We start from the raw sequence: 22,496 nt of genomic DNA, 5'->3' as shown, positions 1-22,496 counted from the left end.
GATTGTCACGGCTTATCGGCCTGAGCGCGGCGATCTACATCCGGCGCGGCAACAGGAGATTCGCCATGACCGACATCGCCCAGGCCGGCACGTTCCAGCTCGGCCACCGCACCGTGAAGCGGCTCGGCTACGGGGCCATGCAGCTCGCCGGGCCCGGCGTGTTCGGGCCGCCCAAGGACCGCGCCGCCGCGGTCGCGGTTCTGCGCGCGGCCGTGGCCGCAGGCGTCGACCACATCGACACCAGCGACTTCTACGGGCCGCACGTCACAAACCAGATCATCCGCGAGGCGCTCCACCCCTACCCGGACGACCTCGTGATGGTCACCAAGGTCGGCGCCAGGCGCGGGGCTGACGCCTCGTGGAACCCGGCCTTCTCGGCCGAGGACCTCACCCAAGCGGTTCACGACAATCTGCGCAACCTCGGCGTCGACGTCCTCGACGTAGTCAACCTGCGCTTGATGTTCGACGTCCACGGCCCCGCGGAAGGGTCGATCGAGGCGCCGTTGACGGTGCTGGCGGATCTCCAGCGCCAGGGGCTGATCCGCCGGATCGGCCTGAGCAACGCGACGCCGCGGCAGGTCGCGGACGGGCGCCGAATCACCGACATCGTCTGCGTGCAGAACCAGTACAACCTCGCGCACCGGGGCGACGACGCCTTCATCGACGACCTCGCAGCCGCCGGCATCGCCTACGTGCCGTTCTTCCCGCTGGGCGGGTTCAGCCCACTCCAGTCGGGCACCCTGTCGGAGGTGGCGGCCGGGCTCGGCGCGACGCCGATGCAGGTGGCGCTGGCGTGGCTGCTGCGCCGGTCGCCCAACATCCTGCTGATCCCGGGGACGTCCTCCCTCGGCCACCTGCGCGAGAACCTCGCGGCGGCCGAACTCAGCCTGCCGGCGGAGTCGGTGGCGTCGCTGGATCGGATCGGGGCGGCGTGAACGGCTTTCGTTCGGACGCTTCGATTGCGGTCTCCCTCACCGTCATCACGAGCGTAGCGAAGTGACCCAGGACAGCGCGACGACGGTCGGCGTCGCGCTGTCTGGATTGCTTCGCTCCGCTCGCAAGGACGGCGGTGCCGAAAGGAGCGGCCCGACGCCTACTTCGCCGTCATGCCGGCCACCATCGGGCAGCCGCCCTCGCTCATCGGGCGGAACGCCTGCTCGGCCGGGATCGTCTCCAGCACCTTGTAGAGATCCCACTCGCCCTTCGACTCGGACGGCGCCTTGGCCTCGAACAGGTACATCGGGTGGATCTTGCGCCCGTCCGGCCGGATCGTGCCCTTCCCGAACAGGGGGTCGTCGGTGGGCATTTCCTTCATCTTGGCGACCACGGCGGCGCCGTCCTTGGCCGAGTGGAGGGCCGCCACCGCCTTCAGGTAGTGCAGCGTGCTGGCGTAGACGCCCGCCTGGTAGGAGGTCGGCTTCTTGCCGGGCATGCGCTTCTCGAAGCGCTCCGCGAAGGCGCGGGTGCCGTCGTTGAGGTCCCAGTAGAAGGAGGCGGTGAAGTCGAGCCCCTGCGCCACCTCCAGGCCCAGCGAGTGGATGTCGGTGATGGCGATCAGCAGGGCCGCCAGCGACTGGCCGCCCTGGCGGATGCCGAACTCGTGCGCCTGCTTGATGGCGTTGGCGGCGTCGAGGCCGGCATCGGCGAGCCCGATCACCTGTGCGCCGGAGGCCTGGGCCTGGAGGAGGAACGACGAGAAGTCCGGGTTCGGGAACGGCGTGCGCACGCCGCCGACGACCTTGCCGCCGTTCTTCTCCACCACCGCCTTGGTGTCGCGCTCCAACGCGAGGCCGAAGGCGTAGTCGGCGGTGATGAAGTACCACGTCTTGCCGCCGCGCTTGAGCATCGCCTTGCCGGTACCGTTGGCGAGCGCCGCGGTGTCGTAGGTCCAGTGCACGGTGTTGGGGGTACAGGCCGGGCCGGTGAGGTCGGCGGTGCCGCCACCCGAGTTGATGAAGGCCTTGTTCTTCTCCTTGGTGATCTGCGCGATGGCGAGCGCCACCGAGGAGGTCGGCACATCGAACACCGCGTCGACGCCGTCGCGGTCGTACCATTGCCGGGTGATCGAGGCGCCGACATCGGGCTTGTTCTGGTGGTCGGCGGCGACGACCTCGACCTTCAGCCCGTGCTCCTCGGGCTTGAAGTCCTCGACCGCCATGCGAGCGGCGACCACCGAGCCCTCGCCGGTGGAGTCGAAGTAGACGCCGGAGCGGTCGTTGAGCACGCCGATCTTCACCGGCACGAGGTCGGCCGCGAGCGCCGCGCCGGCGCCGAGCGCGCATAAGCTCCCGAACAGCGCCGCGGCGCGGTGGCGGAGCGTCATGTCTCTCTCCCTGTCGTATCCACCCGGCGGCGTTGATCGCCGCTCGCGGTCTGCGCAGACAGAGTATCCGCGGGCGTTAGCGGCTGATACCGGCGCGGGTGAGGATGCCGCTAATCCGTAAGCGCTATGGCCCCTCCCTCCCCCGCAGAGCTACGATGTTCACACATCGCTGGCCGGGGCGCGCTCTCCTCCCCCTTGCGGGGAGGAGTTAGAGGTGGGGGTAGCTCAGGATCGAGCCCGGCGGTCCCTTCTGCACCACCCCCACCCCTGCCCCTCCCCACAAGGGGGAGGGGAAACGCGGGTCATCAGCCACGCGGCGCCAATCCAAACATCGCCCGCGCCTGATCGGGCGTCGCCGGCTCCCGGTCAATGTGGGCCAGCAGGCTCACCGCCTTCTCCACCAGGGCGGCGTTGCTCGGCGCCAGCGTGCCGCGGGACAGGTACAGGTTGTCCTCAAGGCCGACGCGGACGTTGCCGCCCATGCCGGCCGCCACCGCGAGGATCGGGAACTCCTCCCGGCCGATGCCGAAGGCCGACCAGATCGCGTCCTCCGGCAGCCGCGCCCGCATCGCCACCAGCGCCTCCGGGGTCGCCGGGGCGCCCCAGGGGATGCCGAGGCAGATCTGGAACAGGGGCGGGCGCGCCAGATGTCCGTCCGCGATCAGGTGCCGGGCCAGCTCGATCTGGCCGAGGTCGAACACCTCGATCTCGGGCTTCACGCCCGCGTCGCGGATGTGGCCCGCCATCGCCCGCAGGTGGCCGGGGGTGTTGAGGAACAGGTGCTCGCCGAAGTTCATCGTGGCGACATCGAGGGTGCAGATCTCAGGCCGCAGCGCCGACACGTGCCGGGTGCGGACCTCCGGGCTCACGAAGGTCGTGCCCGGGCCGGCGACCGCCGGGTCGGGCTCGCCCGGCACGAACCGGCCGCCCGCCCCCGTGGTCAGGTTGAGGATCACGGCGTCGTTCCGCTCGCGGATCCGTTCCACCACCTCGCGGTAATGGGCGAGTTCCATGCTCGGCGCGGCGGTCTCGGGATCGCGGACGTGGATGTGCACCACGGCGGCCCCGGCGGCGGCGGCCTCGAGCGCCGACTCGGCGATCGCCTTCGGGCTCACCGGCACGGCCGGGTTCTTCCGGGGCGTGTCGAAGGAGCCCGTGAGGGCGCAGGTGATGACCGTGATGCTCGACATCCGTGTGCTCTCCAAGCGTCAGATCGCCCCGCCGTCGACCGTGATCGTCTCGCCGGTGATGTAGGCCGCGCCCGCGGCCAGGAAGAAGATCGTCTCGGCGATGTCCTCCGGGCGGGCCATGCGGCCGAGCATGGTGCGCCCCACGGTCGAGGCCTTGCGCTCCTCCGACCAGGGCTCGGTCCAGGGCGTGGCGACGAGGCCCGGCGCCACCGCGTTGACGCGCACGTCCGGCGCCAGAGCCCGGGCGAGGCTGCGGGTCAGATTGATCAGCCCAGCCTTGCTGGCCGAGTAGGCCACCGAGGAGCCCCGCCGCCCGAGACCCGCCACCGAGGCGGTGTTGACGATGGCGCCGTGGCTCACCTTGAGCGTCGCGGCCGCCGCCCGGGCGCAGCGGAACGGCCCGAGCAGGTTCGTCGCCAGGATCGTGGCCCAGAAGTCCTCGGTCATCGCGTCGAGGTCCTCGAACGCGATGGGCGTGGTCGTGCCCGACGTCCCGGCATTGTTGACGAGGACATCGAGGCCACCGAGCCGGTCGATGCCGGCCGCCACCATCGCCTCGGCCTCGGTCGGCACGGACACGTCGCCGGCCAGCGCCACGACCGACAGCCCTTCCCCGGTAAGCCGTGCGGCCTCCGCGGGGCCGCGGGGATCGTCGGGCAGGTGGTTCAGCGCCACGGCGGCGCCGTTGCGGGCGAAGATCTCGACCGTCGCCAGCCCGATGCCCGACGAGGCTCCGGTGACGAGGACGCGCCGTCCCGACAGATCCGCCCCGATCATGTTCCCTCCATCCGGCCGATCCCGGCCATCGCCGCCTTGAGCGCCAGGAGCTTGCGGTCGCGCTCGCGGAACAAGTCCGCCGGCGCCCGTCCGCCCCAGTCGAAATAGCCTTGGCCAGCCATCACCCCGGTCCGGCCCGCGGCGCAGAGGGCGTCGAGGGTCTCGGAGCGGGTGCGCGGGGGCGGCGGCGCGTAGCTGCCGTTGGCGAGCGCCCGCTGCGTCAGCTCCAGGCCGGTGAAATCGGCCTTGGCGAGGTGGCCGAGGATCGGGATGCGCAGGGCGAGCCCATGGATGATCGCGTCGTCGATGTCCTTCGGGTCGGCCACGCCCTCGTCGAGGAGCCGGAACACTTCGGCGCTGATCGCCTGCTGGATGCGGTTGGCGATGTAGCCGGGAATGAAGCGCTTCAACACGATCGGGACCTTGCCCAGGCCGCGCACGAGATCGGCCATCGCGGCGACCACCGCCGGGTCCGTGCCGGGCCCCGGCACCACGTCGACGAGGTCGACGATGTAGGGCGGCGTGTACCAGTGCAGGATCAGCGCCCGCGCCTGCCGCGCGTCCGGGATCAGCGGGAAGACGTCCAGGTAGCTGGTGTTGCTGGCGAGGATCGCGTCGGCCGGGCAGAGGCGGTCGAGGTCGGCGAAGAGCGCGCGCTTGGCCTCGGGGTTCTCGGTGATCGCCTCGATGACGAGGCCGGCGCCCGCCACGGCCGGTTCCAGCTCCGCCTCGACGCGGACGGCCCGCGCCAGCCGGTCGGCATCCCAGCCCTCCGGGGCGGCGCCCGCCTCCCGCAGGGTCTCCAGCGCCGAAGCCATGAGGGCCGGCACCCGCGCGCGGGTCTCGGGCGCCGTATCGGTGATGCGCACGGCGTGCCCGTGGAGCGCCAGCACCAGGGCGATGCCGTGCCCCATCAGGCCGCCGCCGACGATCGCGATCTCGGTCATGCGGTCAGCTCCTGGCCCCGGTTCGGCATCCTGCCAGATCCCCTCATCCTGAGGTGCGGCGCAGCCGCCTCGAAAGAGGGATCCACGGATCGCGCGGCCGGCTGGAAGCCTCCTTCGAGGCCTTCGCTGCGCTCCGGCGCCTCAGGATGAGGGCACGGGTGAAAAGCATTGTGCACGGCGCTCCCTCACACCGTGGCGATGGGCGTCGTCGGCGAGCCGACCGCGCCGGGCAGGCGCATGGGCGGGGCGGTGAGCAGGAAGCGGTTCCGGCCGTGCGCCCGCAGCCAGTCGGCCAGCGGCGTCAGGTGCCACAGCTCGCCGAGATTGACCCCGAGCTTGAACAGGCAGTGCTCATGGAGCGGCAGCGTCGCGCAGCAGGCCGGTCCCGGCCCGGCCGGGTAGGCCTCCACGGCGTAGTTGTCGGCGATCAGCGCGCACAGGCCGGAGCGGGTGATCCAGTCGAGGAGGCGCGGGTCGCGCCCGTCGAGCCCGGCGCAGAGGTTGTGCACCTGCTGCGGGTCCGGATCGCCGCCCATGGCGATCAGCCGCTCGGCGAAGCCCGTGTGCAGGCAGACCATGTCGCCGGGCTCGACCACGACACCGTCGGCCTCCAGGATCCGGGCGAGCTGATCGTAGCCGACCTTCGCCTTGGCGTCGCCGAGATGCGCGCGCAGGTCGATCATCACGGCCCGGCCCTGCATGCCGCGCTCGGCCAGGCGCTCGATCCCGAGGCGCTTCGCGCGGGACGGCTGGTCCACCGCATCCGGGGTGCTCGGCCCAACGATGTCGTGGCCGCCGCGGAACCCGTTGTAGAAGGTGGGCGCCGCGCCCTGGCCGTCCGGGTCGAACAGCGAGCCGACATGGGCGAGGGAATCCCACTGCGTCGAATATTGCAGGTGGATCAGCGCGCGGTCGTCGCAGATCACGTCGGTGGCGCCGTCGACCTCCTCGCAGACCGGGAAGTTCATGTTCGGCCGGCCGTTGGCGCGGCGGGTCGGGGTGATCTGCGGCGGGTGGCGGCGCGGATTGAGGACGTTGCCGCCCGGCAGGTCGAGGGGCAGGCTGAGGCAGAAGGTCAGGCCCTCGCGCACCTCGGCGACGCCCTGGCGTACCTTCTCGGGGGTGAGCAGGTTGAGGCGCCCGAACTCGTCGTCGGGGCCGAAATCCCCCCAGGTCGAGCCCTCGGGACGCCGAGTCCAGCGCAAGCTCACGGTGTCGATTCCCGCGAGGGCCGGGCGCTGCGGCCCGGGATGGTCCCGGGCGCGGTCGTGGTTGCGTTCCTCACCTGTCCGCGCCCTTCTGAGGAGGCTGTCGGTCCGCTTGTCGCAGATCCGCCCGGAGCCTAGGCCCGCGCCCCCGAGCCCGGAAGCCCGCGGGCGGACAGCGCGGGCTCCGTGAAACCCGCTGCGGCTTCAGTTCTTGCTGACCAGCGGCTTCGGCGCGGCGGCGGCGAGGGGGAAGGGCAGGATCACCCGAAACCAGCCCCGCGTCTCCTCGTTATGCTGGCGATGCCCGGCCACGTTGAGGGTGTCGCGGGCGATGATCTCGCGCGTCACGACGCTCTGCAGGACGAAGCGCCCGAAATTGTAGCCCACGAGTCCGCCGGCGGCGACGGACCCGTCCCGCTGGAACCGGGAGAACAGGCGGTCACGGCGATTCACCGGCAGGTCCGTGTAGCCGTACGCCACGGCGCCGATCTCGAAGGCGTCGAACTTCTTGGTCGCGGTGAGGTCGAGGTTGATCTGGTCGGCCGCCGGGATCGGTCCGATCGCCGCTCCGACCGCGCCGCCGAACCGGCCATGCGCGTCGAACGGACGGTTGTAGGTGAGGATCGCCGAGAGGTTCAGGCTGCCGTCGCCCACATAGGTGGCGGCGACGCGCTGGGTCAGGGTCGCCGATGCGGATTGCGTGAGCAGCGGCGTGCCCCGCACTCCCAATCCCAGCGAGCCCCGGTCGCCGTAGGGGAGGTATGCGCCCGCGATGTACGACACGCCGAAGCCGCCGCCGAGATTCCAGGCGAAGATATTGCCCAGGAACGGGGTGTAGAAGGTGCTGATCTCCTTGTTGGGGATCGGCGCCGGGAAGTGGGTGTTGATGAACACCGACGGGAACGCCACCACCGGCTCGATCTGCGCCCCGAAGATCTTGAGCGGCGACGAGTAAATCACGAACGGGATGTTGACGCCGACCTCGGCGGCGTCGCGCCGGCCGTCCCGCCCCCAGCTGAACGTATCGAAGGCATAGAAGCCCTCCGGCAGCGGCAAGCCCGGTGCAAGGCCCACCTGTTCTCCTGGCTGGGTGACGGCGGCGGCGCGGGCCTGGCCCATCGCGCCCAGCAGCAGGGCGCCCGCCGTCAGAGCCGCGGTGGTGAAACGTGTGTGCATGGCGTCCCCCGATCCGATGCCGCTCGGCGCACCTGCGTCCGGGCTCGGTCGGGAGGGGACGCGACACCATCGCGCTGGGCCGAAGCTGGACTCCGGCGGACCGACGCGCGCGGCACGCGGCGACGGGCAGGCGGCGCCGCGGGAATCGAAGTACGTGTTGCCCAGGTGCAACGTTTCGGGCGCGGCCCTGCACCGCCAACGACTGGCCGGAAACGTCACCCACCCCGCGCCGCCAGCCCCTTGTGATCCGGCAGGCGCCGGATAGAGTCGTCGCCAAGCCTGCGAATAAAGAATGCGGGCAGGGTGAGAGGAAACGCCGATGTCCAAGACCGCGCGCGCCGTCGCCAAGCGCGTTCAAATTCGGCGCGTTCAAATTCGGCGCGTCCAGATCAGGCGCATGCTGCCCGCGCTCCTCGCGGCGGGCTCGATGCTGGCCGGGCCCGCGCGGGCGGCCGACCCGATCAAGATCGGCGTGATCGCCGAGGCGCAGTCGGTCGCCGGAGCCTCGATCCCGCAGGCGGTGCAGCTCGCCGCCGACGAGATCAACGCGAAGGGCGGCATCGACGGGCGCCAGATCCAGGTCGTCACCTACGACGACAAGTCCTCCGCCTCCGACGCGGTGCGCGCCTTCCAGCGGGCTGTCTCGGAGGACAAGGTCAACTTCGTCATCGCCAGCTACATCTCGGAGGTCGTGCTCGCGCTGATGCCTTGGGCCGCCCGGCTCAAGACGCCGATGATCACGCCCGGCGCCGCCTCCAACGAGATCAGCGTCGCGGTCCACAAGGACTACGCGCGCAACAAGTACACTTTCCACGGCTACCTGACCTCGCACGCCCTGGCGCAGGCGGTCTGCGACTCGGCCAAGGAGGTGCTGGTCGAGAAGCTCAAGGCCAAGACCGCCGCGATCATGAGCGAGGACGCGGCCTGGACCCGGCCGCTGGACGCCGCGTACCAGGAGTGCCTGCCGAAATCCGGGCTGAAGGTGGTGGAGCATGTCCGCTTCTCGCCGGACACGGGCGACTTCACGCCGATCTACAACAAGATCGAGGCGGCCAAGCCCGACCTGATCGTCACCGGCATCGCCCATGTCGGCGTTCAGCCGACCGTGCAGTGGCAGAACCAGCAGGTTCCGATCGCCATGACGGGGATCAGCGGCCAGGCCACCTCCTCGACCTTCTGGGCCAACACCAACGGCGGCACGCAGGGCGTGCTGTTCGACAGCGTGGCGCTGCCGGGCGTGGCCCTCACCGAGAAGACGATCCCGTTCTCGGAGGCCTTCACCAAGCGCTTCGGCGGGGCGCCCTCCTACGCGGGCTTCATGGCCTACGACGCCGTTTACTACACCGCGGAGGCGATCAAGCGGGCGGGCTCCACGGAGGCCGACAAGCTCGTCGACGCCCTGGAGAAGACCGACTACGTCGGCACGGTCGGGCACCTCAAGTTCTACGGCAAGGACGATCAATTCACCCACTCGATCCAGTACGGGCCCGGCCTGATGACCAGCGTCCTCGGGCAGTGGCAGAACGGCAAGCAGGTGGCGATCTGGCCGGCCGCGACCGCCAACGGGGCCATGATCCTGCCCCCCGCGGTGAAGGCGGCGGTCCAGTAGCCGGGCGGGGAGAGCGCGGTGATCGGCCTCCAGATCCTCGTCGACGGTTTCGCGATCTCGGCCCTCTACGCGCTCGGCGCGATGGGCTTCACCCTGATCTTCGGGGTCTCGGGCGTCCTCAACCTGACCCACGGCGCCCTGATGGTCATGGCCGCGGTGGCCGCCTGGGCGGCCTCGGCGCTGTTCGGGCTCGGCTCCTACGCGGGCGCGGCGATCGGCGTCCTGTGCGGGCTCGCCGGCGCCCTCGTCACCTACTTCGCGGTGGTCGCGCCGATCGAGCGCAGCCGCGCCATTCCGCGGGAAGAGAAAGAGATCTTCGTGCTCACCGGGACGCTGCTCTGGGGGATCATGATCCAGGAGCTGGTGGCCTACTTCTTCACCGACAACCCGAAGACCGTGCTGCCGATCGTGGAGGGCGTGGTCGAGATCGCCGGCGTGCGCACGCCGAAGAACGAGTGGTTCACCGCGGTGATCTGCTGGGTGGTGATCGGCCTGCTCTGGCTGTTCGTGAACCGGGCGCGGGCCGGCAAGGTCCTGCTCGCCGCCTCCATGAACCCGCGCGGCGTGACGCTCCTCGGCCACGACATGGGCAAGATCTACGTGGCGGTCTGGGCGATCTACGGCCTGCTCGCCGGCATCGCCGGGGTGCTGCTCGGGATGTTTCTGGGGGTATCCTCGTATTCGGTGGGGCCCCTCACCGCGAGCGCCTTCTCGATCGTGGTGCTGGGCGGCTTGGGCAGCGTCACCGGCTCGCTGATCGCCGCCTACGTGGTGGGGTATCTGGAGACCGCCACCGCCTACCTGATCTCCCCGGCCTACCGGGTGATCCCGGCGCTGCTGCTGCTGGTCGCCGTCATGTACCTGCGCCCGCAGGGCCTGCTGGGGCGGCGGTGATGGTTGTCTTTACACTTCGGGTCTCCAACCCACGCCCTCATCCTGAGGTGCGGCGAAGCCGCCTCGAAGGAGACCTCCAGCCGGCCGCGCGATCCCTGGAGGCCTCCTTCGAGGCCGCTGGCGCGGTACCTCAGGATGAGGGGGGTGGACGGGAGGGAACTCCTCGCGGAACGACTCGGATCGCTGCCGTGTGCGAGGCAACCCCATGAAGCTCCTCACAACCCCCGGCTTCTGGATCGCGATCCTCGCCGTCCTGGCCGCCGCGACACTCCCCTGGTGGGTCTCCGGCTACATCCTCGGCCTCATGACCATCGCCTATTATTTCGGCGTGTTCTCCATGGCCTGGGACCTGCTCTTCGGCTTCGCCGGCGAGGTGAATTTCGGACCGACCTTCCTGATCGGGCTCGGGGCCTACGGTGCCGGCATCCTCAACAACCGCTACGAGTTGCCGATCCCCTACTGCCTCGCAATCGGGACCGTGCTCGCCGTGGTCGGCGGCCTCGCCCTGGCGCTGCCGGCGCTGAAGGTGCGCGGGCCCTATTTCGGACTGATCACCCTGGTGGCGGTGCTGCTCCTGCAGAACATGATCGTGGTCTTCTCCGGCCTCACCGGCGGCGAGATCGGCCTGACCGTGCCCGACGTCATCTCCATCGACGCCGACACCAATTACTGGCTGGCGCTGGGCTTCATGGCTGTCTCCGGCCTGATCCTCACGGCCATCGCGCGCTCGCCCGCCGGGCTGATCCTCCAGGCCGCCGGCCAGGATCCGGTGGTGACCGGGGCGCTCGGCTTCAACGTCGCCAAGCACAAGCTCGCGGCCTTCGCGATCAGCGCCGCCTTCTCGGGCCTCGCGGGCGGGCTGGTGGTCTTCTACATGGGCACCGCCTCGGTCGGCACGCTGATCAACACGTCGGTGGGAGTGCAGGTGATCATCGCGGCGGTGCTCGGCGGAAGGCGCACCATCGTGGGCGCGGCGCTGGGCGCCGTGTTCCTGATCGCGGCGGGGGAGCTGCTGCGTCCCCTCGGCGGCCTCTCGACCTTCGTGGTCTCGGCGGTGGCGCTCCTCGTGATCCTGTTCGTGCCGTCGGGGCTGCTCGGCCTCGGATCGCTCCGGAGAGCCCGATGACCGTCGCCGTCGCGCCCCCGCCGACCGTGTCGCCCGTCCTGGCCGAGCCCTGCCTCACAGTGCGCGGCCTGACCAAGCGCTACGGCGGCCTCGTCGCCGTCAAGGAGATCGACCTCGACCTCCGCCCCGGCGAGATCCTCGGCCTGATCGGCCCGAACGGCTCGGGCAAGTCGACCGTGATGAAGCTGATCATGGGCCTGGAGCGGCCGAGCGCCGGCTCGATCCGCCTCGACGGCACGGAGATCGGCGGGATGCCGGCCCACCGGGTGGCGCGCTCCGGGATCGGCCTCGTGTTCCAGCATGCGCGGCCGCTCCAGCGGCAGACCGTGCTGGAGAATATCAGCCTCGCGCTCCTGCCCGACAGCCTGATCCGGCTGGCGGCCGACCCGCACGTGGCGCGCCGCGCGAGGGAGATCGCCGAGCGCGTCGGCCTCGGGGCCGTCGTCGACCGGCGGCCCGGCACCCTGCCCTTCGCGGATCTGCGCCGGCTGGAGCTCGCCAAGGCCATCGCCCGCGACCCCCGGGTCGTGCTGGTCGACGAGCCCTTCGCGGGCCTGACCGGGGGCGAGGTCGCGGCCTTCTCGGAGCTGATCCGCGGCTTCCGCGACGAGGGCAAGGCCGTGCTCCTCGTCGACCACAACGTGAAGAGCGTCTCGGCCCTCGTGGACCGGGTGTTCGCCATGTATCTCGGCGAGCGCATCGCGGAGGGCTCGGCCGAGTCCGTGATGGCCGACCCGACCGTGCGCCGGGTCTATCTCGGCGGCAGTATCGAGACGACGGCCCGGCCCGAGGCGGCGTTCAAGCCCGACTCGCTGCTCACCGTCGAGGGCGTCGACGTGCTCTACGGCAAGGCGCAGGCCCTGCGCTCCGCCTCGATCCACGTCCACGAGGGCGAGTTCGTCTCGGTGGTGGGCCTGAACGGCGCCGGCAAGACCACCCTGTTCAACGCCATCTCGGGCCTCGTTCCGCATGCCGGCACGATCCGGTTCGACGGCCAGGATCTCGCGCGGATGAAGCCCGCCGCCATCGCGCGCGCCGGCATCGTGCAGGTGCCAGAGACCCGCGAGCTGTTCGGCGATCTCAGCGTGCGCGAGAACCTCGATCTCGGCGGCCAGCACTTCCCGAAGGCCGAGAGCGCCAAGCAGCGCGACTGGCTCTACGAGCTGTTCCCGATCCTCAAGGACCGCGAGGGCCAGAGCGCCCGCACCCTCTCGGGCGGCGAGCAGCAGATGCTGACCATCGCCCGGGCGCTGATGATGCGCCCGCGCCTGCTGATCCTTGACGAGCCGACGCTCGGCCTCGCGCCGGTGATCCTGGAGCTGCTGTCGAAGGCGCTGGAGAAGCTGCGGCAGACCACGCCGATCACGGTCCTGCTCGGCGAGCAGAACGTCACCTTCGCGCTGCCGCACGCCGACCGGGTCTACGTGCTGGAACAGGCCCGGATCGTCTGGGAAGGGCCGCCGCAGCGCTTCGCCAGCGAGATGGGATCGGCCTATCTGTGAGGGGCGCTTCCCCTCCCCTGGCGATCCCGGGCTTGCCCGGGATCGCTCGAGCTTGCGGGGAGGGCCAGGGGTGGGGGTGGTCCAGAAAGCACCGCAACGCCTCATTCTGCGCCACCCCAACCTCCAACTCCTCCCCGCATGGGGGAGGAGAGAAGCCCGCAGCGACGGATGTGAGCGGAGCGGACAAAGTGGACTTCACCCTCTCCCAGTCCCAGACGCACTGGCTGACCCGCGTCCGCGGCTTCATCGCCGACGCGATCCTGCCGGCCGCCGCCGCGGTCGCGGCCGAGCGCGCGGCGAGCCGTGAAGCCTCCCCCACCATGGAGCGCCTGAAGGAGAAGGCCCGGGCCGAGGGCCTGTGGAACCTGTTCCTGCCGCCCTCCCCCGAGCACGACACCGACGATTTTCACGGCGCCGGCCTGACCAACCTCGATTACGCGCTGTGCGCCGAGGAGATGGGCCGGGTCGGGATCGCCTCGGAGGCGTTCAACTGCGCGGCGCCCGACACCGGCAACATGGAGGTGCTGCACCGCTACGGGACCGCGGCCCAGAAGGACGCGTGGCTGAGGCCCCTGATGGCGGGTGAGATCCGCTCGGCCTTCCTGATGACCGAGCCGGAGGTCGCCTCCTCGGACGCCACCAACATCAGCACGTCGATCCGCCGCGACGGCGACCACTACGTCGTCGACGGCCGCAAATGGTGGTCGACCGGCGTCGGCGACCCGCGCTGCAAGATCGCGATCCTGATGGGCAAGACCGACCCGGAGGCCCCGCGTCACCGCCAGCAATCGCAGATCCTCGTTCCCATGGACACGCCCGGGGTTCGCGTCGAGCGGCTGCTCCCGGTCTTCGGCTACGAGGACGCGCCCAAGGGCCACGGCGAGGTCGTGCTGGAGAACGTCCGCGTCCCGGCCGGGAACCTGATCCTCGGCGAGGGGCGCGGCTTCGAGATCGCGCAGGGGCGTCTGGGACCGGGCCGCATCCACCATTGCATGCGCACCATCGGTGCGGCCGAGGTGGCGCTGGAGGCCATGGCGCGCCGCCTCGTGTCCCGGGTCGCTTTCGGCAAACGGATCAGCGACCAGTCGGTCTGGGAGCAGAGGGTCGCCGAGGCGCGGATCGACATCGAGATGACCCGCCTTCTCTGCCTGAAGGCCGCCGACATGATGGACAAGGTCGGCAACAAGGGCGCCAAGCTCGAGATCGCCATGATCAAGGTCGCGGCGCCCCGGGTCGCCCTCAAGGTGATCGACGACGCCATCCAGGCCCATGGCGGGGCCGGCGTCTCGGAGGATTTCGGGCTGGCGAAAATGTACGCCCATATCCGCACCCTGCGGCTCGCCGACGGGCCCGACGAGGTCCACAACCGCTCGATCGCCCGGCTGGAATTCGGGCGCTACACCAATGCCCGCGAGGGCGCATGAGCGACGCCGATGTCTTTTCCGGCGTGAAGCCGGTCGAGCCGCGCCACCGGATCGACGAGACGAAGCTCGCCGCCTGGATGGAAGGCCACGTCCGCGGCTTTGCCGGCCCGCTCACCGTGCAGCAGTTCCGCGGCGGCCAGTCGAACCCGACCTACCGGCTCGACACGCCCGCCCAGGCCTATGTGCTGCGGCGAAAGCCCTTCGGCCAGCTCCTGCCCTCCGCGCACGCGGTGGAGCGCGAATTCCGGGTGATCGGCGCCCTCTACGGCGAGGGTTTCCCGGTGCCGCGGCCCTTCGCGCTGTGCGAGGACTCCGAGATCATCGGCGCGGCCTTCTACGTGATGGAGGCGGTCGACGGCGCCGTGCACTGGGACGGCGCCCTGCCGGGTCTCGATCCCCACGCCCGCCACCGGCATTATGCCGGCATGATCGCCACGCTGGCGCGCCTCCACGCGATCGACCCGGAGGCGGCGGGGCTCTCCGATTATGGCCGGCCCGGCAACTATTTCGCCCGGCAGGTCGACCGCTGGACCCGCCAGTACCGCGCCGCCGAGGACGGGCGGCTGGAGGATGTGGAGCGCCTGATCGCGTGGCTGCCCCGGACGGTGCCGGAGCAGCAGGGCGCCTGCGTGGTCCACGGTGATTACCGCCTCGACAACCTGATCTTCTCCCGCGACGGCGGCGTCAGCGCCGTCCTCGACTGGGAGTTGTCGACCCTCGGAGACCCGCTGGCCGATTTCAGCTACCTGCTGATGCAGTGGGAACTGCCCGCCGACGGGCGCAGCGGGCTCGGTGGCCTCGACCTGTCGGCTCTGGGCATCCCCACGAGGGACGAGGCGGTGGCGCTGTATTGCCGGGCGGCCGATCGGAAAAACCTGCCCGCTCTCGACTGGTACTTCGCCTACAACCTGTTCCGGCTGGTCGGCATCCTCCAAGGCGTGGCCGCCCGCGCCAAGGCCGGCAATGCCGCGAGCGAGCACGCCGCCGCCATGGCGGCGCGCGTGCCGAAGCTCGCCGCCGCGGCCTGGGGCTTCGCCGAGCGGGCGGGGGCCTGAGCATGGAGTGCGTCGGCCGCGTCGTCGCCGTCACGGGGGCCGCCCGGGGCATCGGCCGGGCGCTCGCGGTCGCGGCCAAGGCAAGGGGCGCGACGGTCGTGGCCCTCGACCGCGACGGCGCCGGGGCGGAGGCCGTGGCGGCGGAACTCGGCGGGCGGGCCTTCGCGCTCGACGTGGGCGACGCGGCGGCAGTCGCCGCGATCCTGGCGCGCATCGAGGCTGAGATCGGCCCGATCGCGCTCTATTGCTCCAACGCCGGCATCCTGGAGCGCGACCCCGATCCGGATCTCGCCACCTCCGCCGACCCGGAGAGCTGGGCGCGCGCCTGGGCGGTGAACGTGATGGGCCACGTCCATGCGGCGCGGGTGCTGGTCCCGCTCTGGTGCGCCCGGGGCGGGGGCGCGTTTCTCGGCACGGTCTCGGCGGCGGGGCTGCTCAGCCAGATCGGCAGCGCCACCTACTCGGCGACCAAGCACGCGGCGCTCGCCTTCCTGGAGCATCTCGCCATCGCCCATGAGGCGGACGGGATCCGGGTCGCGGCCCTGTGCCCGCAGGGCGTCGACACCGCCATGCTGGGGGCCGCCAGCGCCGCGTCGCGCGACGGTGTGCTGGCGCCGGACGTCGTGGCCGAGGTCGCCTTCGACGGACTGGCGGGGGGGCGCTTCCTGATCCTGCCGCATCCGCAGGTGGCGGAATACGCCCGCCGCCGGGCCGAGGATCCCGAGCGCTGGCTCGCCGGCATGGCGCGGCTGCGCCGGTCGATGCGGGCGGAGCAGGGGGCGGCCGATGATCTGTGACCCGCCCCCTCCCAGCCCGTCTTATCGGCCTCGCCTGCCGCGCCCCGGGACGGCGGGGCTGGTGCGGGATCCGCGCTTCTCCGGTGAGAAGGTCTAGCCCATGTCCCTGTTCGACCTGACCGGCAAGGTCGCCCTCATCACCGGCTCCTCCCGGGGCATCGGGCGGGCGATCGCCGTGCGAATGGCCGAGCATGGCGCCCGGGTGGTGATCTCCTCGCGCAAGCGCGAGGCCTGCGACGCGGTCGTCGCCGAGATCGAGGCCGCGCACGGCGCGGGTCGGGCGGTGGCGATTCCCGCCAGCATCTCGGTCAAGGAGGAGCTGGAACACCTCGTCGCCGAGACCGAGAGCCGGCTCGGCCCGGTCGACGTGCTGGTCTGCAACGCCGCCAGCAACCCCTATTACGGGCCGCTGGCCGGCATCTCCGACGCGCAATTCCGAAAGATCCTCGAGAACAACGTCCTGTCGAACCACTGGCTGATCCAGATGGTCGCCCCCGGCATGGTGGCGCGGCGGGACGGCGCGATCGTCATTGTCTCCTCCATCGGGGCGCTGAAGGGTTCGCCGGTGATCGGCGCCTACAACGTCTCGAAGGCCGCCGACCTCCAACTCGCCCGCAACTACGCGGTGGAGTACGGCCCCGCCAACGTGCGGGTGAACTGCCTCTGCCCGGGGCTGATCCGCACCGACTTCGCCCGGGCTCTGTGGGAGGATCCCGCGATGCTGGCCGCCACCACGGACGCTGCGCCCCTGCGCCGGATCGGCGAGCCCGACGAAATCGCCGGCGCGGCGGTGTTCCTGGCCTCGGCGGCGGGCCAATTCGTGACCGGGCAGGCGCTCGTCGTCGACGGCGGCGTGACCATCGCCCGATGAGCCCCGATCCCCGCATTCCCGCCGGCTGGCCGGCCCTCCCCTTCCGCGAGGCCGAGGCGCGGCTCACCGCCTCAGGGGCGCCCTTCGCCGTCGGCACGGTGCCGATCCGGGGCGTGCCGACCCGGATCTGGGAGAAGGCCCCGCCGACGCTCGGCGACCTGTTCCGGATCGCCCGGGGCCATGGGAACAAGACCTTCGTGGTCTACCAGGACGAGCGCGTGACCTTCACGGGCTTCGCCCGCGCCGCCACCGCCGTGGCGCGGGCTCTTGTCGAGGCCGGCATACGCAAGGGCGACCGGGTCGCCATCGCACAGCGCAACCTGCCCGAATGGCCGGTGAGCTATTTCGGCGCGCTGCTCGCCGGGGCGATCGCGACGCCGCTCAACGCGTGGTGGACCGGGCCCGAACTGGCCTACGGCCTTCAGCATTCGGGGGCGCGGGTGCTGATCGCCGACGGCGAGCGCTTTGCCCGGCTCGCCCCTCACCTGCCCGAATGCTTGGCCCTGGAGCGGGTCCTCACCACCCGGATGGCGCCGGATTCGCGGGCGACGCCGCTGGCCGACATCATCGGGCCGGTCCGGGACTGGGGCGGCCTGTCCGACCTGCCCCTGCCGGATGTCGCCCTCGACCCGGAGGACGACGCGACCCTGTTCTACACCTCGGGCACGACCGGCAAGCCCAAGGGAGCGGTCGGCACGCACCGGGCGGCCGCCACTACGGTGATGGCCTACCCCTACTCGGCGGCGCGCAGCGCCCTGCGCCGGGGCGAGGCGCCGCCGAAGCCCGACCCGACCGCGCCGCAGCGGGCCGCGCTGCTCGTGATCCCGCTGTTCCACGTCACCGGCTGCCACGCGAGCTTGGGGGCCGCCCTCTACGGCGGCCACCGGCTGGTGATGATGCACCGCTGGGACGCGGGCGCGGCCCTCGATCTGATCGAGCGGGAGGGCTGCACCAGCGCGGGTGGCGTCCCGACCATCGCGTGGCAGCTCGCCACCGCGGCCCGGGAGGCCGGCCGCCCCCTGCCCACCCTCGAGGGCGTCACCTACGGCGGCGCGCCGGCCGCCGGCGACCTCGTCCGGGCGCTGGGCGAGGCCCTGCCGCGGGTCGTCCCGGGCACCGGCTGGGGGATGACCGAGACCTCGGCGACCTTCACCCATCACCAGGGCGAAGATTACCTCGCCCACCCGGACTCCTGCGGACCGCCCCTGCCGGTCTGCGAGGTGCGGATCGTCGACTCCCTCGGGGACGCGCTGCCGCCGGGCCAGGTCGGCGAGCTCTGCGTGAAGGGTCCGAACGTGGTCCGCGGCTATTGGGACGACCCCAAGGCCACCGCGGAGGTTCTCTCCGAGGGCTGGCTGCGCACCGGCGACCTCGCCCGCGCCGACGAGGAGGGCTTCTTGACCATCGTCGACCGGATCAAGGACATGCTGATCCGCGGCGGCGAGAACATCTACTGTTGCGAGGTCGAGAACGCCCTCTTCGCGCACCCGGACGTGGTCGACGCTGTGGTTCTGCCGGTGCCCCATCCGACGCTGGGCGAGGAGCCCGGCGCGATCGTGACCCTGGCGGAGGGCGCGGGCACCAGCGCGGCCGAGATCCGCGCCTTCGCGGCGGAGCGGCTCGCGGCGTTCAAGGTGCCGGTGCGGATCGTGATCTGGGACGGACTCCTGCCGCGTAATCCGGCCGGGAAGATCCTGCGCACGCCCCTGCGCGCGGTGTTCGCGGAGACGTCAGATCAGAACGGCTCGCCCTCGTCGTCCGGGCGGTAGACCCGTAGCGTCCGCCCGTCGGGGAACTGGACCGTCCGGCGGCGCACCACGAGGTAGCCGGCCGCCTGCGCGCTGCTCAGGCGATCCAGGCGCTCGTCGCCGTAGCCCGGTGCATAGCCGTAGCCCGGCCCGTAGCCGTAGGCCCGGTACCGCGCGTAACCCTCCACGGGTGCGACCGGGGACGGCGCGTCGGCGACGATCTGCGGGCTGTTGCGGAGCGGCCGAGCCGGCGCCGCCGCGAGGCGGGCGCGGCGTGGCGCGCTGGCGAGTCGCTTGGCGGCCGGTGACGGGCGGCGCGCCGCGCTCCGCTCCGGCGCGCGGCGCGCGGCAACGGCCTTCCGAACCGCGGGCGCCGGACGGGTATCGGAGGCGGCGGGAGTCGACGCAGTCGGCGTTGATGCGGCCTTCCGATCCGCGGCCGGAGCCTTCTCGGCAGCCGGCTTGTGCGCGGGAGGATCCGTCCAGGTGGTACCGGGTGCCGGTTCGGCGGATGCGCCGCCGAGCCCGAGGGCCAGGATGAGGGCGACGAGGCTCGTTCGCACACCGTACGGCATGGCGCCCTCCTGGGATCGCGGCGTTTCGGACAGGTCCGCGGGGCGAAGGGACAATAGATCGAACCGCCCCGGAGGGGAATTCCGCCGCTTCTTTTCCCCGCGAAAGAGCGAGACACGTTTAATACCGGTGTCGCCCCGCCCCTCTTCATCAGCGCGCCAACCCGCGGCGCGCGGAAGCCCCGACGAATCCTGGCCAAAAGGTCAGACCGAAGCCTGCGCCCTTCGGATGCCTCCCCGCCGGCCGGGCGGATCCGCCGCCCCGGAACTCGCGGCCCCCCGGACGGTTGCCTCGCCATGTCCATCCCTGCCGATGCGTCCTCCGGCTCCCCGCCCGGCCTGCGGGTGAGCGTCGATCTCAACCTGTGCCAAGCCTACGCCCAGTGCTGCTACGCGGCGCCGCGGCACTTCCGCATCGAGGGACACGAGGCCCTCTTCTACGACCCCGCGCCTGCCGCACAGGATCGCGACGACATCGAGCGGGCGCGCGTGGCCTGCCCGGTTCAGGCGATCCGGGTCGAGGATCCGGGGCGGGGCGCCTGATGGCGCAGACGTCCGGGCGCGTCCTGATCGTGGGCGCCGGCCTCGCAGCGCTCCGCGGCGCGGAGGCGCTGCGGGAGACGGGCTTCTCCGGCACGCTGACGATCGTCGGCGACGAGCCCTACCACCCGTACGACCGGCCGCCGCTCTCGAAGCACGTCCTCACCGGCGCGACACCTGCGGACGCCACCACCCTGCCGGGCAGCCACGGGCTCGATGCCGACTGGCAACTCGGCAGCGCAGCCGTACGCCTCGACCGGGCAGCCCACGCCGTTCACCTCGCGGACGGGCGCAGCCTTCCCTACGATCGCCTGCTCATCGCCACCGGCACCCGCGCCCGTCCGTGGCCAAATCCACATGAAGGACGCCTCGCCGGCGTCTTCACCCTGCGCGGGCGCGACGACGCCAGGGCCCTGCGGCAAGCCCTGGCGGCGGGCCCGCGGCGCGTGCTGGTGATCGGCGGCGGCTTCATCGGCTGCGAGGTCGCAAGCCTGTGCCGGCAACTCGGTCTGCCGGTTACCCTGGTCGAGCCCGGCCCCACGCCCCTGGCCCGCGTCCTCGGCCGCACCGTCGGAGGGTTCATCGGGGCGATCCACGAGGGACACGGGGTGGAGCTGCGCTGCGGCAGCGAGGTCGAGTGGCTGGAGGACGAGGGCGGCCGGCTGGTGCGCGCCCACCTCGTCGATGGCGGACGGATCGACGCCGATCTCGCCGTCATCGCGCTCGGCGCCGTGCGCAACACCGAGTGGCTCGACGGGTCCGGCCTGTCGGCGGATCCGGGCGGCGTCGATTGCGACGCGGACGGCCGCGTCCTCGACACGGAGGGACGGCCCGACCCGCACATCACCGCGGCAGGGGATGTCGCCCGGTTCCCCCATCCGCTCTACGAGGGCCGGCGCGTGGCGCTGGAGCACTGGAGCCACGCGGTGGCGCAGGGCGTCCATGCGGGCCGTCTGCTCGCCGGGACGCCTTCCAATGGGCCCTACGGGGCCCTGCCGACGTTCTGGTCGACGCAGGGCGATCTGGTCGTGAAATCCGCCGGCCTCACCGAGGGCGCCGATACGGTGGCGATCACTCAGGGCGATCCGGCCGCCGGCCGCTTCGTCGCCCTCTACGGCCGGGCCGGGCGGTGCATCGCGGCGGTGTCGGTGGATTCTGCCCGCTGGCTGCCGGCCTATGCCGAACTGGTCGCCGCCGGCGCGCCGTTCCCGCCCCGCGGCACCGCCACGGACCGGCCGAAGGGCATCGAGATCTTCGAACCCGGTTTCCCTTAGCGCCGGGCCCGGCTCTCAGTTCTTGTTGCGATGCGCCCTCTTGCACCGAACCGACATCTACATCGGCGGAGAGCGCTTTAAGGAGACCGCATGCCCGACGCCACGCTCCTCGACCAGGTCAAGGATTTCGCCAATCGGGCGAACCCCTACCCGGTCTATGCCAAGCTGCGGGAAGACCCGGTCTCACGCCAGGACGACGGCACCGACGAAGGAACCTGGGTGGCTGCAACCCACGGCACCATCGCGAGCCTGCTGCAGGATCCGCGGGTCAGCTCCGACACCCTACCTCCGGCCGACCGTCCGCGCACCGGCAACCCGCTCACCGACCTGATCGTCAAGCCGCTCAAGGACTGGATGATGGACCGTCATCGGGTCTTCATCTTCCGCGACCCGCCGGACCACGACGCCCTGCGTTCGGCCGTGATGCACCAGTTCAGCCGCGAGCGCGTCCAGGCGATGCGGACCCGCTCCGACCGGCTCGTCGCCGATCTGCTCAACGAGAAATGCGGCGCCCGGGAGATCGACGCCGTCGACGACCTCGCCTACCCGCTTCCCGTCACCGTGATCTGCGAGCTGTTCGGCGTCCCGCGGGAGGACGAGCCGAAATTCCACGGCTGGGCGACGCAACTCGCCACGGCCCTCGAGCCCGACAGCCTCTCCGATCCCGAGACCCGCGCGAAGAACAGCCGGACCTTCGACGCGATCGGTGGCTACATGGGCGACCTGATCCGGGAGAAGCGCAAGCACCCGCAGGACGACATGCTCTCGGGGCTCGCCAACCACGCCACCCCGGCGGGGGTGAAGATGGGCGATTACGACCTGATCGCCACCTCGATCCTCATGCTGGTGGCCGGTCACGAGACCACCGTGAACCTGATCACCAACGGCCTTCTCACCCTGCTGCGGCACCCGGGCGAACTGGAGCGCCTGCGCGGGGACCCGCTCCGCGCGCCGCGGCTGATCGAGGAATTGCTGCGTTACGAGCCGCCGGTGCAGTTCCGGACCCGCCGGACGCTGTCGCCCATCGACATCGCGGGGGTCACGATCCCCGAGGGCGCCGACCTCGTGCTGCTGCTGGCAGCCGGCAACCGCGACGAGGCGGTCTTTCCGGACCCGGACCGGTTCGATCCGGACCGCACGGGGATCCGCCATCTCGGCTTCGGCGGCAGCCTGCACTATTGCGTCGGGGCGCCGCTCGCCCGGTTCGAGGCCGAGGCGGCGCTCACCGCCCTGGCCGCGCGACTGAAGGCGCCGCGCCTCATCGAGGATCCGCCGCCCTACCGGCAGGGCGCAGCCTTGCGCGGGCCGGAGCACCTTCGGGTGGCGATCGACGGAATCGCCTAACGAAACGTCGCCCTGGCTTCTGACGCGTGGAAGCCGCCGCCCGGCCGGCCCGGTGGTGCCAGGGGACGGCCTTCGGCCGCCGCCGCGTTTCGGTTTCGGTGGCGCGGATCGTCGATCCC

General features: G+C 71.4%; 20 protein-coding genes. 13 read left to right on the top strand and 7 right to left on the bottom strand.

The genetic code is table 11. The features are described from left to right. The first annotated feature begins 65 nt into the window (after nucleotides 1–65). Nucleotides 66–935 (top strand): aldo/keto reductase family oxidoreductase, encoded by an 870-nt coding sequence (locus MMSR116_RS22155; protein WP_010686319.1) that lies wholly within the window; start codon nucleotides 66–68, stop codon nucleotides 933–935. Nucleotides 936–1,093: 158 nt separating this feature from the next. On the opposite strand, the gene MMSR116_RS22150 is transcribed toward MMSR116_RS22155, so the two are convergent. The 6 genes from MMSR116_RS22150 to MMSR116_RS22125 all read right to left on the bottom strand — a co-directional run bounded on the left by MMSR116_RS22150 (nucleotide 1,094) and on the right by MMSR116_RS22125 (nucleotide 7,621). Continuing rightward, the gene (locus MMSR116_RS22150; protein WP_010686320.1) at nucleotides 1,094–2,323 is read right to left on the bottom strand and encodes an ABC transporter substrate-binding protein; all 1,230 of its coding nucleotides are present in this window, start codon (nucleotides 2,321–2,323) and stop codon (nucleotides 1,094–1,096) included. Between the two features lie 305 nt (nucleotides 2,324–2,628). Next, on the bottom strand, nucleotides 2,629–3,513 hold the full coding sequence (locus tag MMSR116_RS22145) for a 3-keto-5-aminohexanoate cleavage protein (protein WP_010686321.1): 885 nt from the start codon (nucleotides 3,511–3,513) through the stop codon (nucleotides 2,629–2,631). An 18-nt stretch (nucleotides 3,514–3,531) separates the two neighbouring features. Continuing rightward, the gene (locus MMSR116_RS22140) at nucleotides 3,532–4,290 is read right to left on the bottom strand and encodes an SDR family NAD(P)-dependent oxidoreductase (RefSeq protein ID WP_010686322.1); all 759 of its coding nucleotides are present in this window, start codon (nucleotides 4,288–4,290) and stop codon (nucleotides 3,532–3,534) included. Further along, nucleotides 4,287–5,237: a 3-hydroxyacyl-CoA dehydrogenase family protein gene (locus MMSR116_RS22135; protein ID WP_010686323.1), complete on the bottom strand. Its 951-nt coding sequence runs from the start codon at nucleotides 5,235–5,237 to the stop codon at nucleotides 4,287–4,289. The genes MMSR116_RS22140 and MMSR116_RS22135 overlap by 4 nt, the downstream gene beginning before the upstream one ends. Nucleotides 5,238–5,422: 185 nt before the next feature. Next, on the bottom strand, nucleotides 5,423–6,448 hold the full coding sequence (locus MMSR116_RS22130; protein WP_010686324.1) for a cyclase family protein: 1,026 nt from the start codon (nucleotides 6,446–6,448) through the stop codon (nucleotides 5,423–5,425). 201 nt (nucleotides 6,449–6,649) lie between these two features. Beyond that, the gene (locus MMSR116_RS22125) at nucleotides 6,650–7,621 is read right to left on the bottom strand and encodes a transporter (RefSeq protein WP_010686325.1); all 972 of its coding nucleotides are present in this window, start codon (nucleotides 7,619–7,621) and stop codon (nucleotides 6,650–6,652) included. Between the two features lie 319 nt (nucleotides 7,622–7,940). On the opposite strand from MMSR116_RS22125, the gene MMSR116_RS22120 reads away from it, so the two are divergent. The 9 genes from MMSR116_RS22120 (at nucleotide 7,941) to MMSR116_RS22080 (ending at nucleotide 18,668) form a co-directional block, all read left to right on the top strand. Then, the gene (locus MMSR116_RS22120; RefSeq protein ID WP_010686326.1) at nucleotides 7,941–9,230 is read left to right on the top strand and encodes an ABC transporter substrate-binding protein; all 1,290 of its coding nucleotides are present in this window, start codon (nucleotides 7,941–7,943) and stop codon (nucleotides 9,228–9,230) included. An 18-nt stretch (nucleotides 9,231–9,248) separates the two neighbouring features. After that, on the top strand, nucleotides 9,249–10,124 hold the full coding sequence (locus tag MMSR116_RS22115) for a branched-chain amino acid ABC transporter permease (protein ID WP_010686327.1): 876 nt from the start codon (nucleotides 9,249–9,251) through the stop codon (nucleotides 10,122–10,124). Between the two features lie 205 nt (nucleotides 10,125–10,329). Further along, on the top strand, nucleotides 10,330–11,250 hold the full coding sequence (locus MMSR116_RS22110) for a branched-chain amino acid ABC transporter permease (RefSeq protein ID WP_010686328.1): 921 nt from the start codon (nucleotides 10,330–10,332) through the stop codon (nucleotides 11,248–11,250). Then, complete coding sequence (locus tag MMSR116_RS22105; protein ID WP_010686329.1) at nucleotides 11,247–12,752, top strand: ATP-binding cassette domain-containing protein; 1,506 nt, start codon at nucleotides 11,247–11,249, stop codon at nucleotides 12,750–12,752. The genes MMSR116_RS22110 and MMSR116_RS22105 overlap by 4 nt, the downstream gene beginning before the upstream one ends. A 188-nt stretch (nucleotides 12,753–12,940) precedes the next feature. Next, nucleotides 12,941–14,176 (top strand): acyl-CoA dehydrogenase family protein, encoded by a 1,236-nt coding sequence (locus tag MMSR116_RS22100; protein WP_010686330.1) that lies wholly within the window; start codon nucleotides 12,941–12,943, stop codon nucleotides 14,174–14,176. After that, nucleotides 14,173–15,231: a phosphotransferase family protein gene (locus MMSR116_RS22095; protein ID WP_010686331.1), complete on the top strand. Its 1,059-nt coding sequence runs from the start codon at nucleotides 14,173–14,175 to the stop codon at nucleotides 15,229–15,231. The genes MMSR116_RS22100 and MMSR116_RS22095 overlap by 4 nt, the downstream gene beginning before the upstream one ends. Before the next feature lie 2 nt (nucleotides 15,232–15,233). Next, entirely contained in the window at nucleotides 15,234–16,028 is a 795-nt protein-coding gene (locus MMSR116_RS22090; RefSeq protein WP_010686332.1) for an SDR family NAD(P)-dependent oxidoreductase, read from the top strand. Nucleotides 16,029–16,128: 100 nt separating this feature from the next. Beyond that, nucleotides 16,129–16,899 carry an SDR family NAD(P)-dependent oxidoreductase gene (locus MMSR116_RS22085; RefSeq protein ID WP_010686333.1) on the top strand — a complete coding sequence of 257 codons (771 nt, stop codon included), beginning with the start codon at nucleotides 16,129–16,131 and terminating at the stop codon, nucleotides 16,897–16,899. Beyond that, nucleotides 16,896–18,668, top strand: coding sequence for a class I adenylate-forming enzyme family protein (locus MMSR116_RS22080; protein ID WP_010686334.1), 1,773 nt, complete (start codon nucleotides 16,896–16,898; stop codon nucleotides 18,666–18,668). The genes MMSR116_RS22085 and MMSR116_RS22080 overlap by 4 nt, the downstream gene beginning before the upstream one ends. Here MMSR116_RS22080 and MMSR116_RS22075 read toward each other — a convergent pair. Continuing rightward, a complete protein-coding gene (locus MMSR116_RS22075; RefSeq protein ID WP_010686335.1) occupies nucleotides 18,635–19,222 on the bottom strand; it encodes a hypothetical protein in 588 nt (195 codons plus the stop codon). The genes MMSR116_RS22080 and MMSR116_RS22075 overlap by 34 nt on opposite strands. A 294-nt stretch (nucleotides 19,223–19,516) precedes the next feature. Between MMSR116_RS22075 and MMSR116_RS22070 the strand changes: the two genes are divergently transcribed. The 3 genes from MMSR116_RS22070 to MMSR116_RS22060 all read left to right on the top strand — a co-directional run bounded on the left by MMSR116_RS22070 (nucleotide 19,517) and on the right by MMSR116_RS22060 (nucleotide 22,377). Continuing rightward, a complete protein-coding gene (locus MMSR116_RS22070) occupies nucleotides 19,517–19,762 on the top strand; it encodes a ferredoxin (RefSeq protein ID WP_010686336.1) in 246 nt (81 codons plus the stop codon). Further along, complete coding sequence (locus tag MMSR116_RS22065; RefSeq protein ID WP_010686337.1) at nucleotides 19,762–21,033, top strand: NAD(P)/FAD-dependent oxidoreductase; 1,272 nt, start codon at nucleotides 19,762–19,764, stop codon at nucleotides 21,031–21,033. The genes MMSR116_RS22070 and MMSR116_RS22065 overlap by 1 nt, the downstream gene beginning before the upstream one ends. 90 nt (nucleotides 21,034–21,123) lie before the next feature. Next, nucleotides 21,124–22,377 carry a cytochrome P450 gene (locus MMSR116_RS22060; RefSeq protein WP_010686338.1) on the top strand — a complete coding sequence of 418 codons (1,254 nt, stop codon included), beginning with the start codon at nucleotides 21,124–21,126 and terminating at the stop codon, nucleotides 22,375–22,377. The last annotated feature ends 119 nt before the right edge of the window (nucleotides 22,378–22,496 follow it).

Origin of the sequence: Methylobacterium mesophilicum SR1.6/6, assembly GCF_000364445.2 — a bacterium.
GTDB classification, from domain to species: Bacteria; Pseudomonadota; Alphaproteobacteria; order Rhizobiales; family Beijerinckiaceae; genus Methylobacterium; species Methylobacterium mesophilicum_A.
The sequence above is the reverse complement of the archived record's forward strand: the minus strand, read 5'-3'. Positions and strand labels throughout refer to the sequence as shown.

What these genes read in the sequence shown, in the direction of transcription:
- MMSR116_RS22120 (WP_010686326.1), top strand. Translation starts at nt 7,941, where the DNA reads ATGTCCAAGACCGCGCGCGCCGTCGCCAAGCGCGTTCAAATTCGGCGC.
- MMSR116_RS22150 (WP_010686320.1), bottom strand. Translation starts at nt 2,323, where the DNA reads ATGACGCTCCGCCACCGCGCCGCGGCGCTGTTCGGGAGCTTATGCGCG.
- MMSR116_RS22070 (WP_010686336.1), top strand. Translation starts at nt 19,517, where the DNA reads ATGTCCATCCCTGCCGATGCGTCCTCCGGCTCCCCGCCCGGCCTGCGG.
- MMSR116_RS22085 (WP_010686333.1), top strand. Translation starts at nt 16,129, where the DNA reads ATGTCCCTGTTCGACCTGACCGGCAAGGTCGCCCTCATCACCGGCTCC.
- MMSR116_RS22080 (WP_010686334.1), top strand. Translation starts at nt 16,896, where the DNA reads ATGAGCCCCGATCCCCGCATTCCCGCCGGCTGGCCGGCCCTCCCCTTC.
- MMSR116_RS22090 (WP_010686332.1), top strand. Translation starts at nt 15,234, where the DNA reads ATGGAGTGCGTCGGCCGCGTCGTCGCCGTCACGGGGGCCGCCCGGGGC.
- MMSR116_RS22105 (WP_010686329.1), top strand. Translation starts at nt 11,247, where the DNA reads ATGACCGTCGCCGTCGCGCCCCCGCCGACCGTGTCGCCCGTCCTGGCC.
- MMSR116_RS22145 (WP_010686321.1), bottom strand. Translation starts at nt 3,513, where the DNA reads ATGTCGAGCATCACGGTCATCACCTGCGCCCTCACGGGCTCCTTCGAC.
- MMSR116_RS22065 (WP_010686337.1), top strand. Translation starts at nt 19,762, where the DNA reads ATGGCGCAGACGTCCGGGCGCGTCCTGATCGTGGGCGCCGGCCTCGCA.
- MMSR116_RS22140 (WP_010686322.1), bottom strand. Translation starts at nt 4,290, where the DNA reads ATGATCGGGGCGGATCTGTCGGGACGGCGCGTCCTCGTCACCGGAGCC.
- MMSR116_RS22135 (WP_010686323.1), bottom strand. Translation starts at nt 5,237, where the DNA reads ATGACCGAGATCGCGATCGTCGGCGGCGGCCTGATGGGGCACGGCATC.
- MMSR116_RS22075 (WP_010686335.1), bottom strand. Translation starts at nt 19,222, where the DNA reads ATGCCGTACGGTGTGCGAACGAGCCTCGTCGCCCTCATCCTGGCCCTC.
- MMSR116_RS22155 (WP_010686319.1), top strand. Translation starts at nt 66, where the DNA reads ATGACCGACATCGCCCAGGCCGGCACGTTCCAGCTCGGCCACCGCACC.
- MMSR116_RS22060 (WP_010686338.1), top strand. Translation starts at nt 21,124, where the DNA reads ATGCCCGACGCCACGCTCCTCGACCAGGTCAAGGATTTCGCCAATCGG.
- MMSR116_RS22125 (WP_010686325.1), bottom strand. Translation starts at nt 7,621, where the DNA reads ATGCACACACGTTTCACCACCGCGGCTCTGACGGCGGGCGCCCTGCTG.
- MMSR116_RS22095 (WP_010686331.1), top strand. Translation starts at nt 14,173, where the DNA reads ATGAGCGACGCCGATGTCTTTTCCGGCGTGAAGCCGGTCGAGCCGCGC.
- MMSR116_RS22110 (WP_010686328.1), top strand. Translation starts at nt 10,330, where the DNA reads ATGAAGCTCCTCACAACCCCCGGCTTCTGGATCGCGATCCTCGCCGTC.